This window comes from Cryobacterium sp. SO2, from assembly GCF_026151165.2.
Lineage (GTDB): Bacteria > Actinomycetota > Actinomycetes > Actinomycetales > Microbacteriaceae > Cryobacterium.
The window spans coordinates 114,874-127,787 of the sequence record NZ_CP117849.1; the positions used below are offsets into that span (position 1 = coordinate 114,874).

General features: G+C 69.4%; 12 protein-coding genes. 9 read left to right on the forward strand and 3 right to left on the reverse strand.

The window, feature by feature from the left end:
• Positions 1–82 precede the first annotated feature (82 nt).
• On the reverse strand, positions 83–946 hold the full coding sequence (locus BJQ94_RS00530; protein WP_265399487.1) for a polysaccharide deacetylase family protein: 864 nt from the start codon (positions 944–946) through the stop codon (positions 83–85).
• Between the two features lie 216 nt (positions 947–1,162).
• Between BJQ94_RS00530 and BJQ94_RS00535 the strand changes: the two genes are divergently transcribed.
• A complete protein-coding gene (locus tag BJQ94_RS00535; protein ID WP_265399488.1) occupies positions 1,163–2,548 on the forward strand; it encodes a glycine--tRNA ligase in 1,386 nt (461 codons plus the stop codon).
• A 47-nt stretch (positions 2,549–2,595) separates the two neighbouring features.
• Here BJQ94_RS00535 and BJQ94_RS00540 read toward each other — a convergent pair whose 3' ends face one another.
• A complete protein-coding gene (locus tag BJQ94_RS00540) occupies positions 2,596–3,660 on the reverse strand; it encodes an alcohol dehydrogenase catalytic domain-containing protein (protein ID WP_265399489.1) in 1,065 nt (354 codons plus the stop codon).
• A 1-nt stretch (position 3,661) separates the two neighbouring features.
• Complete coding sequence (locus BJQ94_RS00545; protein ID WP_265399490.1) at positions 3,662–5,053, reverse strand: glutamyl-tRNA reductase; 1,392 nt, start codon at positions 5,051–5,053, stop codon at positions 3,662–3,664.
• 74 nt (positions 5,054–5,127) lie between these two features.
• On the opposite strand from BJQ94_RS00545, the gene hemE reads away from it, so the two are divergent.
• The 8 genes from hemE (at position 5,128) to BJQ94_RS00585 (ending at position 12,886) form a co-directional block, all read left to right on the forward strand.
• Positions 5,128–6,273, forward strand: coding sequence for a uroporphyrinogen decarboxylase (gene hemE, locus BJQ94_RS00550; protein WP_265399525.1), 1,146 nt, complete (start codon positions 5,128–5,130; stop codon positions 6,271–6,273).
• Between the two features lie 48 nt (positions 6,274–6,321).
• The gene (gene hemG / locus BJQ94_RS00555) at positions 6,322–7,821 is read left to right on the forward strand and encodes a protoporphyrinogen oxidase (RefSeq protein ID WP_265399491.1); all 1,500 of its coding nucleotides are present in this window, start codon (positions 6,322–6,324) and stop codon (positions 7,819–7,821) included.
• 101 nt (positions 7,822–7,922) lie between these two features.
• Positions 7,923–8,318: a hypothetical protein gene (locus BJQ94_RS00560; RefSeq protein WP_265399492.1), complete on the forward strand. Its 396-nt coding sequence runs from the start codon at positions 7,923–7,925 to the stop codon at positions 8,316–8,318.
• Between the two features lie 31 nt (positions 8,319–8,349).
• Positions 8,350–8,766 (forward strand): phage holin family protein, encoded by a 417-nt coding sequence (locus tag BJQ94_RS00565; protein ID WP_265399493.1) that lies wholly within the window; start codon positions 8,350–8,352, stop codon positions 8,764–8,766.
• On the forward strand, positions 8,756–9,043 hold the full coding sequence (locus BJQ94_RS00570) for a DUF3618 domain-containing protein (protein ID WP_265399494.1): 288 nt from the start codon (positions 8,756–8,758) through the stop codon (positions 9,041–9,043). Before BJQ94_RS00565 ends, BJQ94_RS00570 begins: the two co-directional genes overlap by 11 nt.
• 214 nt (positions 9,044–9,257) lie before the next feature.
• Entirely contained in the window at positions 9,258–10,628 is a 1,371-nt protein-coding gene (locus BJQ94_RS00575) for a Gfo/Idh/MocA family oxidoreductase (RefSeq protein WP_265399495.1), read from the forward strand.
• 86 nt (positions 10,629–10,714) lie between these two features.
• Positions 10,715–11,458 (forward strand): FadR/GntR family transcriptional regulator, encoded by a 744-nt coding sequence (locus BJQ94_RS00580; RefSeq protein ID WP_265399496.1) that lies wholly within the window; start codon positions 10,715–10,717, stop codon positions 11,456–11,458.
• 87 nt (positions 11,459–11,545) lie between these two features.
• Positions 11,546–12,886 carry an MFS transporter gene (locus BJQ94_RS00585; protein WP_265399497.1) on the forward strand — a complete coding sequence of 447 codons (1,341 nt, stop codon included), beginning with the start codon at positions 11,546–11,548 and terminating at the stop codon, positions 12,884–12,886.
• Positions 12,887–12,914: the final 28 nt, after the last annotated feature.

Below are 12,914 nucleotides of genomic sequence, written 5' to 3' on the forward strand. Positions count from 1 at the left end.
CGTAACGGTAACAGCCGAGAACTTCTCAGGCGGGGCCTTAGGTCCCGCGCGTGTCGCCCGGACGGCTCCGCACCGGCCCCGCTCAGGGGTGCGCGGCGCTCGTGAACACGTCGTTGAGGGTCACCGTGGTCAGGCCCCGATCGTGCAGCAGGCCGCGCAGTTGCGGGAACACGTTCGTCACCGGTTCGAAGTTGAGGTGCCCGATTACGATGTGCTGGGGCAGGAACCAAGTGGTCGCGAAATCCACCACCTGTTGCTCGGTGATGAGCCCTGAGTCGGACAGCGAGCCGTACCAGGTGGTGGGCGCGGAGTAGCCGAGATCGGCGGCCAGCGCATCCACCCTGTCGTCGTGCACCCCGAACGGCGGCCGGAAGTACGGGCGGGCATCCGTGCCGAAGGTGTCGGTGATGAAGTCGTGGTTGCGGCTGAGCTCGCCGGTGATGTCGGCGTCGGCCAGGGTGCTGAGGTCTGGATGCGACCAGGTGTGGTTGCCGAGCTGGATCTGGCCGGTCTGCACGAGCGGGCGCAGCTGGTCGGCGTTGTCGGTCCAGGCGTCGTAACAACCGGTGACGAAAAAGGTGAGCCGGATGCCCGTCTCGGCCGCGAAGCGGATGTACCGGGCCACCACCTCACTGTTCGAGCCGTCGTCCACGGTCCAGGCGAGCAGGGCGCCCTCGCCCGGCAACCCGGAGAGGGTGCCGGCCGGCACCGGAACCCGCACGAGGTTCGGCGCCGGCTGGAGCGCCGGCACCGGCGGTGGCGGAGTGCCCGGCAGCGGCCGGGGGAGTGCGCTGGGAATGGAGGTCGTGACGGCGGCCCGGGTGGCCGGCGTCGGGGTCTTCGGTGCCGCGGCCGCGCAGCCGGCCAGGGCGAGGGAGAGGCCGAGGGAGGCGAGCATGGTGCGCCGGGTGAGGGCGCCGGGGCCGGTGGCCGGGTCCTGTCGCACGCGGACCTCCCCCCAGAGCCGGTCGATGGAGCTGATGGAACAGCGGAACGAGCGGGCCGAGCGGAGTGCGAGTCGACCGACTCGAAGATAGCGCCGCCGGCAGCGACGGGCAACGCCCGTAAGCGGGGGACGTGCCCGCGTCGCTAAAATGGACGAATCCGTACCCGGGCGCTCGTTCCGGTGTTTTGACCATCCTTTTGGACCATTGGAGCCACCGTGGCCGCACTTTCCCGTCTTGATTCCGTCATCGCCCTCGCCCGCCACCGCGGCTTCGTCTTCCAGGCCGGTGAGATCTACGGCGGTAGCCGGTCAGCCTGGGACTACGGGCCCCTCGGTGTGGAGCTCAAGGAGAACATCAAGAAGCAGTGGTGGCGTTTCATGGTCACCAGCCGCGACGACGTCGTGGGCCTGGACTCCTCCGTCATCCTGCCGCGCAAGGTCTGGGAGGCCTCCGGCCACGTCGAGGTCTTCTCCGACCCGCTGGTGGAGTGCACCAGCTGCCACAAGCGTTTCCGCGAGGACCACCTGGTGGAGGAATTCGAAGAGAAGAAGGGCCGCCCGCCCGAGGGCGGCATCGACGGCATCGCCTGCCCCAACTGCGGCAACCGGCACACCTGGACCGAACCGCGCGCCTTCTCCGGCCTGCTCAAGACCTTCCTTGGCCCGGTCGACGAAGAGGCCGGCATGGTCTACCTGCGCCCCGAGACCGCGCAGGGCATCTTCGTGAACTTCGCCAACGTGCTGCAGGCCGCGCGCATGAAGCCCCCGTTCGGCATCGGCCAGATCGGCAAGAGCTTCCGCAACGAGATCACCCCCGGAAACTTCATCTTCCGCACCCGCGAGTTCGAGCAGATGGAGATGGAATTCTTCGTCGAGCCCGGCACCGACGAGGAGTGGCACCAGTACTGGATCGACCAGCGGATGGGCTGGTACACCGGCCTCGGCATCAACCCGGAGAACCTGCGCCTGTTCGAACACGCTCAGGAGAAGCTCTCGCACTACTCCAAGCGCACCGTCGACATCGAGTACCGCTTCGGCTTCTCCGGCAGCGAGTTCGGCGAGCTCGAAGGTGTGGCCAACCGCACCGACTTCGACCTCAAGACGCACTCCGAGGCCTCCGGCAAGGACCTCTCCTACTTCGACCAGACCAAGAACGAACGCTGGATCCCGTACGTGATCGAGCCCGCGGCCGGTCTCACCCGCTCGCTGATGGCGTTCCTGGTGGATGCCTACCACGAGGAGGAAGTGCCCAACGCGAAGGGCGGCGTCGACAAGCGCACAGTGCTCAAGCTCGACCCGCGCCTGGCCCCGATCAAGGCCGCCGTGCTGCCGCTCAGCCGCAACGAGGCCCTGTCGCCGATGGCGCGCTCGCTCGCCGCGCGCCTGCGCGAATCGTGGAACGTGGACTTCGACGACGCCGGCGCCATCGGCCGCCGGTACCGCCGCCAGGACGAGATCGGCACCCCGTACTGCATCACGGTGGACTTCGACTCGCTCGAGGATCAGGCCGTCACCGTGCGTGACCGCGACACCATGGCGCAGGAGCGCGTGCCCCTGGCCGAGCTCGACGCCTACCTGGCCGTGCGCCTGCGCGGAGCGTAACCCGCCCCGCCACCTCCGGCGCCTGACCCGCTGGCACGTCGCGCGGGTCAGGCGCCGTTGTGCTGGGTGGGCAGGGTCAGGTCGATCAGGGTCACGCCGGCCGCGGGCTGGGGTGCCGACATCGCGGCCAGCGCCGCCGGGGCATCCGCCAGCGGGATGCGGGCAGCGATCAGGTCTTGTGGGCGCAGCCGGCCGCTCGCCACGAGCGCCATCAGCTCGGGGTAGTCGCTCGCGGGCATGCCGTGGCTGCCGAGCACCGCCAACTCGCGGCCGATCACCAGGCCCAGCGGCAGCCGCGGGTCCTCGGCGAGCAGACCGATCTGCACGTGCCGGCCCCGGGTGGCCAGCGAGCGGATGGCGATGCCCACGGTGTTCTCCCGGCCGAGGGCCTCGACCGACACCTGGGCGCCGCCGGCGGAGAGCAGGCGCACCTTCTCCACGACCTCGGCGTCGGTGAGGCCGCTGGAGTTGACCGTGTAGGTGGCGCCGGCGCGGGCCGCGGCGGCGAGGGCGTCCACGCTGATGTCCACGGCGATGACCCGGGCTCCCAGGGCCTGGCCGATCATCACGGCGGACAGCCCCACTCCGCCGCAGCCGATCACCACGAGGGTTTCGCCGGCCACGAGCTTCGCCTGGTGCACGAGCCCACGGTACGAGGTGGCGAACCGGCAGCCGAGCAGCGCCGCGGCGCCCGCGTCGAGGTCGTCCGGCACCGGGATGAGGTTGACGTCGGCGTTGTGCAGCGCCACCCGCTCGGCGTAGGAGCCCCAGTGGGTGAAGCCGGGCTGGGTCTGGTTGCGGCAGACCTGGGCGTTGCCGGCGTCGCACTCCGGGCAGTCGCCGCAGGCGCAGACGAACGGCACGGTGACCCGCTGGCCCACCGTGAACCGGGTGACCAGGGGGCCGGCGGTCTCGATCACACCGACGAGTTCGTGGCCGGGAACGTGCGGCAGGGTGATGCCGTCGTCGTGGCCCAGCCAGCCGTGCCAGTCGCTGCGGCAGAGTCCGGTGGCCTCCACCCGCACCACCACGCCGGCGGCGCTGGGCTCGGGGTCGGCCACCTCCCTCAGCTCGGGCAGACTGCCGAACGCGTCGAACCAGACCGCCTGCACGTCAGGAGGCCGCGTCGGCCGCGCCGGGCAGTTCGACGGCCGCGGTTGCCTCCGGCAGGGTCACGTCGATGCCGAAGAGGGCGTCGAGCCCGCCGAGGAACGCGGCCTGCTCGCCGGCCCTGGCCAGCTCGCGGGAGCGCACCATGGGCGTGTGCAGGAGTACCCCGGTGAGGTGGCGCAGGGCCGCCTCGGTCTGTTCGCTGTTGTCACCGCGGGCGTGCGCCCGCTCGATCTCGGCGTCGAGGATGTCGAAGACGTAGGAGCGCAGCGCCACGACGGCGGGGGCCAGGCTCTGCTCCTCGGCCACGGCGGAGAACTTCTTGGCAGCCCGGCCCACGAGCTTGCGGGCCTCGCTCGTGGCGTTGAGCTGCTCGAGCGGAGCGTGGATGCGGATGGTCTCGAGGTCGAGCAGCTCGACGCCGGGCACCTCGCTCACGTCCGGGTCGACGTTGCGCGGCAGGCCGAGGTCGATGACCAGCTGACGTGCGGTCTCGGTCTCGCCCATCGGGCAGGAGCGCAGGCCGGTCGCATCGGCGGCGGGGTGCACGGCGGGCGCCGCGGCGGCCTTTCCGGCGGCTACGAGCGCGCGGCCCGCGGTGAGGATGCTCGCGTCGATGACGTGGTGCTCCACGGTGGTGCAGGTGAGGATCAGGTCGGCCAGCGCGGTCTCGGTGGCCAGGGCGCCGGCATCCGTCGGCACGGCCGCGATGTCGTGCGCGGTGGCGAACTTCACGGCCCGGCCGGACGGCGAGTACACCCGCACGTCGGTGACGCCGAGGTCGCGGAGGGCGGCCAGCGAGGCGCCGGCGTACCGGCCGGTGCCCACCAGCAGCACCCGGGTGTGCGCCCAGTCGGTGACCCGGCTCTCGGCGAGTTCGAGCGACAGGCGCACGAGCGAGCGCCCGGCGGCGCCGATGCCGGTGCGGTTCTTCACCCCGCGGGAGGTCTGCGAGGCCCGCTGGAACAGGCGCTCCAGCTCGGGGCTGGTGGTGCCCTGGGCGCGGGCCTCCTCGAGTGAGCGGCGCACCTGGCCGGCGATCTCGCCCTCGCCGACAACGACGGATTCCAGTCCGCTGGTGACAGCGAAGAGGTGCTCGGCGACGCCGTTGCCGTGCACGAGGTCGAGGGTGTCGCGCAGCAGGTCGGCGCTCACGCCGGTGCTCACGCTCACGGCCTCGATGGCGGCATAGACGGCGGGGAGCGGGGACACGCCGAACGGTTCGTCAAGGTCGAGGTAGGCCTCGAAACGGTTGCAGGTCGCCACGACCACGGCTCCGCTGAGGGCATCGTGCCCGGAGAGCATGCCGCCGGCTGCGGCGTCCGCGCCGACAGAGAGCTTTTCGAGCACGTCGAAGCTGGAGTTCTTGTGGTTCGCGGACAGACAAATCAACACCGCTTGATTCTACGTTGTGTAGCAGTGCGGCCAGGAATCGATCTGGTCTCGCATTTAGGAGAGAATTGATGGTGATGAACCTCGACGAGTTCCACCCACTTTCCGCCGGACGCACCTCCGACTCACGCCTCATCAGGGCCTACCAGGGCACACGCCCCGCCGTGACCCCGGTCTGGTTCATGCGCCAGGCGGGCCGGTCACTGCCCGAATACCGCGAGTTGCGCGTGGGCACCCGGATGCTCGACGCCTGCCTCGACCCCGGCATGGCCAGCGAGATCACCCTGCAGCCCATCCGCCGGCACGGCGTGGATGCCGGCATCCTGTTCAGCGACATCGTCGTTCCGCTGAAGCTCGTGGGCGTCGACGTGGAGATCGTGGCGGGCAAGGGCCCGGTGCTCTCCCAGGCTGTGCGCACGGCCGCGGATGTCGAACGCCTCATCGCGCTGGACCCCGCCGTGCTCGACACCGCGCTCGCACCTATCCGGGAGGCCGTGGCCCTCACTGTCGCCGAGCTGGGCTCGACCCCGCTGATCGGTTTCGCCGGGGCGCCGTTCACCCTGGCCGCGTACATCGTCGAGGGCGGTCCGTCCAAGGACCACATCCATGCCCGCACGCTCATGCACTCGGACCCGGACGCCTGGGCGGCGCTGATGGCCTGGACCGCCGAGGTCACCGGCCGGTTCCTGCGCGCCCAGGTGCTCGCCGGCGCGAGCGCCGCGCAGCTGTTCGATTCCTGGGCCGGTGCGCTCTCGCTCGACGACTACAGCCGTTTCGTCGCCCCGGCGTCTACCGCCGCGATCGCGCATGTGCGCGACCTCACCTATGCGGAGCCCGTCGATGACGAGGCCGCCAACCCCGAGTCGATCCGCCGCAACGTGCCCGTTGTGCACTTCGGCGTGGGCACCGGCGAACTGCTCAAGGCCATGCACGGCATCGGCGCCGACGTGGTGGGCGTGGACTACCGGGTTCCGCTCGACGAGGCCAGCCGTCGCCTGGGTGGGGTGGTGCCCGTGCAGGGCAACATCGACCCGGCCCTGCTCAACGCCCCCTGGCCGGTTCTCGAGGCGCATGTCCTCGACGTTCTCGAGCGCGGCCGCACCGCGCCGGCACACGTGCTCAACCTCGGCCACGGCGTCCCGCCGGAAACGAACCCCGACGTGCTCACCCGGTTGGTCGAGTTCGTGCACGAAACCAGCTCAACCCCCTCGCTCGCGCTCTAGCGCGACGTCAGCCCGGCGGCACGTGTCGCCCGGGCGGAAGGCACGGTCATGAAAGACGTCTTGGTCATCGGCGGCGGTGTCGCCGGCCTGGTGGCCGCTCGCGAGTGCGCCCACCTCGGCCTCAGTGTCGAGGTGCTGGAGGCGACGGGTGCCGTGGGCGGTGCCGTCGGCAGCCACGAGGTGGCCGGGCTGGTGCTGGACAGCGGGGCGGAGAGCTTCGCCGTGCGCGGCAACACGGTGGCGGCGTTCATCGCCGACCTCGGCCTCACCGATCAGATCGTCGAACCCAACCCGGCCGGCGCCTGGCTGCACCTGCCCGCGAATCGCGCGGGCGGCGCCCCGGTGACGGTGCCGCTGCCCGCGGCCGGCGTGCTCGGCATCCCCGGCTCGCCCCTGGCCGACGACGTGCGCAGGGCCATCGGCTGGTCCGGCGCCCTGCGGGCCTATGCCGACAGGCTCATGCCCGTGCTCAAGATCGGCCGCGAGCACAGCCTCGGCGAACTCGTCGAGAAACGGATGGGCAAGAAGGTCCTCGACCGCCTCGTCAGTCCGGTCGCCGGCGGGGTCTACGCCACCGACGCGAACGACCTCGAGGTGGATGTTGTCGCGCCGGGCCTGAACAACGCCCTCACCACCGTCGGGTCGCTCTCCGGCGCCGTCCTGGCCCTGCGCACAGCGGCGCCGGCCGGATCGATGGTGCGGGGACTGAACGGCGGGATGCACACCCTGGTCGACGCCCTCGTGGCCGACCTCGAACGGTTCGACGTCGCGATCCACACGTTGGCCCCTGTCACCGCGTTCCGCCCCGTCGACACGGAGACCGTGGCAGACGACGGCAGTCTCACCAGCACCCGCACCTGGCTCGTCGACGTTGCGGTGACGGATGCCGGTGACGACGCCGCCGAGGACGCCGCGCCGCGCACCATCGAGGCTCGCCACGTGATCCTCGCCGTCGCCGCGGCGCCGGCGCTCGCCCTCCTGGCCCCGCTCGGCCCCGAACTGGCCGCCATCGCCGCCCTCGACTGGCCGGCCCCCGCCTCGGTGGAACTGGCGACGCTCGTGCTCGACGCCCCAGCCCTCGACGCGCACCCGCGCGGCACCGGTGTGCTCGTCGCCGTCGACACCCCCGGCGTCACGGCCAAGGCGCTCACTCACGCCACCGCCAAGTGGGCCTGGCTGGATGCCCTCACCCCGCCCGGCCGCCATGTGCTGCGCCTCTCCTTCGGCCGGGCGGGTGCACCGGTGCCCACCCTCGGCCTCAGCGACGACGAGCTGCGTGACCTCGCCCTGCACGACGCCGCGGCCATCCTCGGGATCGACCTCGCGGCGCACCAGGTGCGCGGCTTCGCACGCACCCTGTGGAGCGACGGACTCTCACCCGCCACGATCGGCGCACCCGATCGCATCCGCCGGGTGCGCGAGGCGATCGAGCAGACGCCCGGGCTCTCCGTCACCGGCGGGTGGCTCTCCGGCACCGGACTGGCGTCGGTGATCCCCGATGCGATGAACGCGGGTATCCGCGGCAGACGGGCAGTGCTAGACCTCTGATCAGGACTGTTCTTCCTGCCGTCTTGCCCCGGCGCACATGTTCCTCGCCGGTTCGGGGGGTTACGCTGGGAAAAACATGAACGTACAGGAATGGAGTCACAATGCGGGGAAAACTTCTTTTCATCACGGGTGGGCTCGTCGGTTACGTCCTCGGCGCACGCGCCGGTCGTAAGCGCTACGACCAGATCGCGTCGGCCGCCTCCGACCTGTGGAACCGGCCGCCAGTGCAGCGGCGCGTGAACGACGTCAAGGACTTCGCGCTCGAGCGCGTCGGCGACGTTCCCGGTGTGCTGTACGAAGCCGGCAAGAAGGTCGTTTCCGCCGTGCAGAACAAGACCGAGGCCAAGAAGACGGCGACCGTCACCGAGACGCCCGCCGCCGAAGCCGGCAGCGCCACCGCGGCCGGCAAGGCAGCGGCAGCCGCTTCCAAGTCCGCCAAGTCGGCAGCGGCGTCGGCCACCTCGGCGGCCAAGGCCGCCGCCACCGACACGCCGTAACCGTAGTCGAGACAGTCCAGGAAGGATGCCAGTGAGCACCAGCGGGTACAACCCCAAGAGCAAGCAGTCCCTGTTCGCGCTCCTCAGCGAGCTCCCCGGCCAGATCGTCGACCTGGTCAAGGCCGAGATCGACGCTTTCAAGGCCGACATCTCCGGCAAGGCCAAGAACGTGGGCATCGGCCTCGGACTCTTCATCGGCGCAGCGGTGTTCGGATTCTTCGCGATCATCGTCTTCATCGCCCTGGCCGTGATCGCCCTCGATCTTGTGTTGCCGCTCTGGCTGTCGGCGCTGATCGTGGCCGTCGCACTGCTCCTGATCGCGGTGATCCTGGCCCTGATCGGCCTCAACCGGGTCAAGAAGGGCACCAGGCACGATCCGGAGGGTGTGACCGCGAGCATCCAGAAGGACGTCGACGCATTCAAGGGAGTTGGCCAGTATGAGCACTGACAAGACCCCGGAGACCACACCGGAACACCGAAGCACCGCCGAGCTGCGGGCCGACGCAACCCGTGCCCGCGCCGCGCTCGCCGGCACGCTCGACGCCATCGAGTACAAGCTCAACGTGCCCAAGCAGATCAAGATCAACACCAGGCGGTTCACGCTCGGTCTGCACAGGCTCGGCGACGACAACCCGGCCGCGCTGGCGGGCATCGCCCTCGCGGCGGCGGCCACCGTGGGTACTTGCGTGTGGTGGGGAGTCAAGACGGTCCTCGACCGCCGCTGACAGATTGTGAACGTCCGATGGCGTGATTGCCATCGGTGAGAGGGTGCCCGGCTTCGGCCGGCACCCTCTTTTTGCGTGCCCGGCCAGCCAGTTAATATTCCTGCTTGACAGTTGTCGCGCCATAGGCGAAGCTTTCTCATGCAGATGGTCAGACCATCTACCCAACACAAACTTCACCCTCCGATATCAGCCCCCACCTACAAAGGAGTAGACAGTGAATCTGTTTTCGCTACTGCAGAAGCGCACCGAGACGCAAGGCCCCATCCGGGTCGGCGTCATCGGCGCCGGCAAGTTCGCCTCGATGTTCCTCACCCAGGCGCTCGGTTCCGCCGGCATCCACGTCGTGGGCGTCGCCGACATCAACGTGCCCAAGGCCAGGGATGCGCTCGCCCGCACCGGCTGGCCCGTCGAGCGGTACGCGGCCGCCTCCTTCGATGAGGCGATCCGCACCGGCGGCACCTACGTCACCGCCAGCGCGGATGACCTCCTCGAGCGCGGCGAGATCGAGGTCATCCTCGAGATCACCGGAAACCCGCTCATCGGCACGTATCACGCCGTGAAGGCCATCGACAACGGCAAGCACGTCGTCATGGTCAACGTTGAGGCCGATTGCATGGTCGGCCCGCTCCTGCAGCGCCGCGCCCAGGCCGCCGGGGTCATTTACGCCATGGCGTACGGCGACCAGCCCGCGCTGATCTGCGAACTCGTCGACTGGTGCCGCACCGTGGGCTTCGACGTCATCGCGGCAGGCAAGGGCACCAAGTACCTGCCGGAGTACAACTACTCCACGCCCGACACCGTCTGGGACTACTACGGCTTCACGCCGGAGCAGCTCGCCTCCGGCGACTACAACCCGAAGATGTTCAACTCCTTCCTCGACGGAACCAAGTCGGCCATCGAGATGGCCGCCGTCGCCAACGGCACCGGGCTCATCCCGCAGGAGGAAGGCCTGCTCTTCCCCGCGGCGAGCAAGGACGACCTGCCGCGCGTCTTCCGGGAGAACACCTTCCCCGGCGGCAGCCTCACTCGCCGCGGCACCGTCGAGATCGCGTCGAGCATGTACCGCGACGGCACCGAGGTGCCGGACAACCTGCGCTGGGGCGTCTATGTCACCTTCGAGGCCACCACGGACTACGCGGCCCAGTGCTTCAAGGAATACGGCGTGCATACCGACGAGACCGGCCGCTACGGCTCGCTCTACCGGCCGTACCACATGATCGGCCTCGAGCTGAATGTCTCGATCGCCGCCGCTGTGCTCCGCAATGAGGCCACCGGTTCGCCCACCGGCTTCCGCGGCGACGTCGTCACGACCACCAAGAAGGCGCTCCGCGCCGGCGACACCCTGGATGGCGAGGGCGGCTACACGGTCTTCGGCAAGCTCGCCCCCGCCCACCTCTCCCTCGAGCGCGAGGCGCTGCCGCTGGGCCTGGCCCACGGCGCCAAGCTCATCCGCGACGTTCCGGCCGACACCACGGTGTCGTGGAACGACGTGGAGCTTGACGAGTCCCAGCTGGCCGTGCAGTTCCGCCGCGAGCTCGAGACGGAGTTCCGCGCCGAGCAGAACGCCGCCCTCGCCGCGGTCTGACGGTCAGACCCGAGTCGTGGAACCTAGGATGAGCGGTGCGGAGGCATCCAGTCTCCGCACCATTCAGGCCCAGGGGTGCAGATATCGTGACGAACGCAAAAGGGTGGGAACCCGTCCAACGGCTTCGCACGTACGAGCAGGTCATGTCGCAGATCGAGGAACGCATCCTCGACGGCCGGCTGAAGGCGGGCGACCATCTGCCCAGCGAACGCGACCTGGCGGTGCTCCTCGGGGTGTCCCGGCCGTCGCTGCGGGAATCGCTGCGGGTGCTCGAAGCCCTCGGCGTGGTGGACATCCGCCGCGGCGGGGGAGCGGACGGCGGCGCGGTTCTCGTCGGGATCCCCGGCCCGGGCTTCGTCAACCTGCTCAAGTTGCAACTCGCTCTCGGCCACTTCAGCTCGACCGATGTCCTCGATACCCGCACGGCGCTCGAGACCTGGTCGTGCACGGAAGCCGCACTCAGATCCACCGGCGCTGACCACCAGGAACTCGCCGCCATCCTCGACGAGATGGATGACCCGTCCATCGAAGCCAAGGACTTCAACAGACTCGACACCGCGTTCCATGTGCGGATCGCCGAGTCCACCGGAAATGCCCTCACCGCCCACCTGATGGGCTCACTGCGCACCGCGATCAACCGCCAGATGGTCGCGGCCTACGAACGGCTCGAGGACTGGCACGCGACCGCTGTGGTCGTGCGGAGCGAACACCGCACCATCCTCGACGCCATCACCAGGAAGGACGCCACCGCGGCGTCCCGCCTGGTGAGTGAGCACATCCACAGTTTCTACACCATCGGCAACGTCGGAGGCACGTACCCTCCCGGATAGCCCCGGCCCCCGGGAGTCGTCCCGGGCTCCTTCGACGGTGTTCACCAGCGGGCCCACCCCGCCGACCTATCAAAGGAGATATCTCGAATGACCGCCACCATGACATCGCCCGTCCCGCTCTCCCAGAGGGCCAGAGACGGTTCGCCGGACAAACTCAAAACTGCCGTCGGCAGCGCCGTCGGCACCACCATCGAAAACTACGACTTCCTCGCCTACGGCACGGCAGCCGCCCTCTACTTCGGGGATGCGTTCTTCCACGCCGAAGACCCGGTCGTCGGTGTGCTGCTGGGCTTCCTCACCTTCGGTATCGGCTTCGCCATGCGCCCCCTGGGCGGCATCATCGGGGGCCACCTGGGCGACAAGTACGGCCGCAAGCCCGTGCTCGTGGGCGCCCTGCTCATCATGGGCTTCGCCACCGTGCTGATCGGCGTGCTGCCCACCTACGAGCAGGTCGGTCTGCTCGCTCCGCTGCTGCTCACCCTCATCCGAATCATCCAGGGCCTGGCCTTCGGCGCCGAATGGGGCGGGGCCATCCTGATGACCTTCGAGCACGCGCCGTGGAAGAAGCGCGGCCTGTACACCGCCATCCCACAGGCCGGCGTTCCGCTGGGCCTCCTGCTGGCCAACCTGGTGTTCCTCTTCTCGGTCGGACTCGACAACGAACTCGCCTGGCGCCTGCCGTTCCTGCTCAGCGCCGTGCTCATCGTGGCCGGACTCATCATCCGCCTCAAGGTCAGCGAGTCTCCGGAGTTCGAGGAAGCCAAGGCGTCTGGCGCACTCGAAAAGAACCCGGTGCTGTCGGTCATCAAGAGCGACTGGCGCAACGTGCTCCGTGCGATCGCCCTCCGCCTGGCCGAGTCTGGCGGGTTCTACGTCATTGTCACCTACCTGATCTCCTACATCTCCAGCGGTGACGCACCCATCGCAGAGCGGTCGACGGCACTGACCGGTCTGGTCATCGCCGCAGCGCTCGGTGTGGGGGCCACCATCCTGTGGGGCCGCCTGGGAGACAAGATCGGCCGCAAGCCGGTGTACATCCTGGGCACGCTGCTGCTCATCGCGTTCGGCTTCCCGCTGTTCGGGCTGGTCAACACCGGCAGTGCCATGCTCATCGTGTTCGCGTACGTCTTCGGCCTCACGGTGATCCACGACATGCTCGCCGGCACCCAGGGCGCCTGGTTCTCCGAGCTGTTCCCCGTGGCAACCCGCAACTCCGGTGCCTCCCTGGGCTACCAGTTCTCTGCCGCGATCTCGGGGTTCATCCCTCTGATCGCCGCCGCCATCGCCGTGCCACTCGGTTTCGGCGGAGTCGCCCTGGTCTACATGGGCTGCGGAGTGATCGGTCTGGTCGGCGCCCTGCTCACCAAGGAGACCTGGGGGCGCAAGGAACGCGCTGCCGTCGACGCCATCATCGCCGGCGACAAGTAACCCTCCTGCGGCGGGCCGGGACGACATC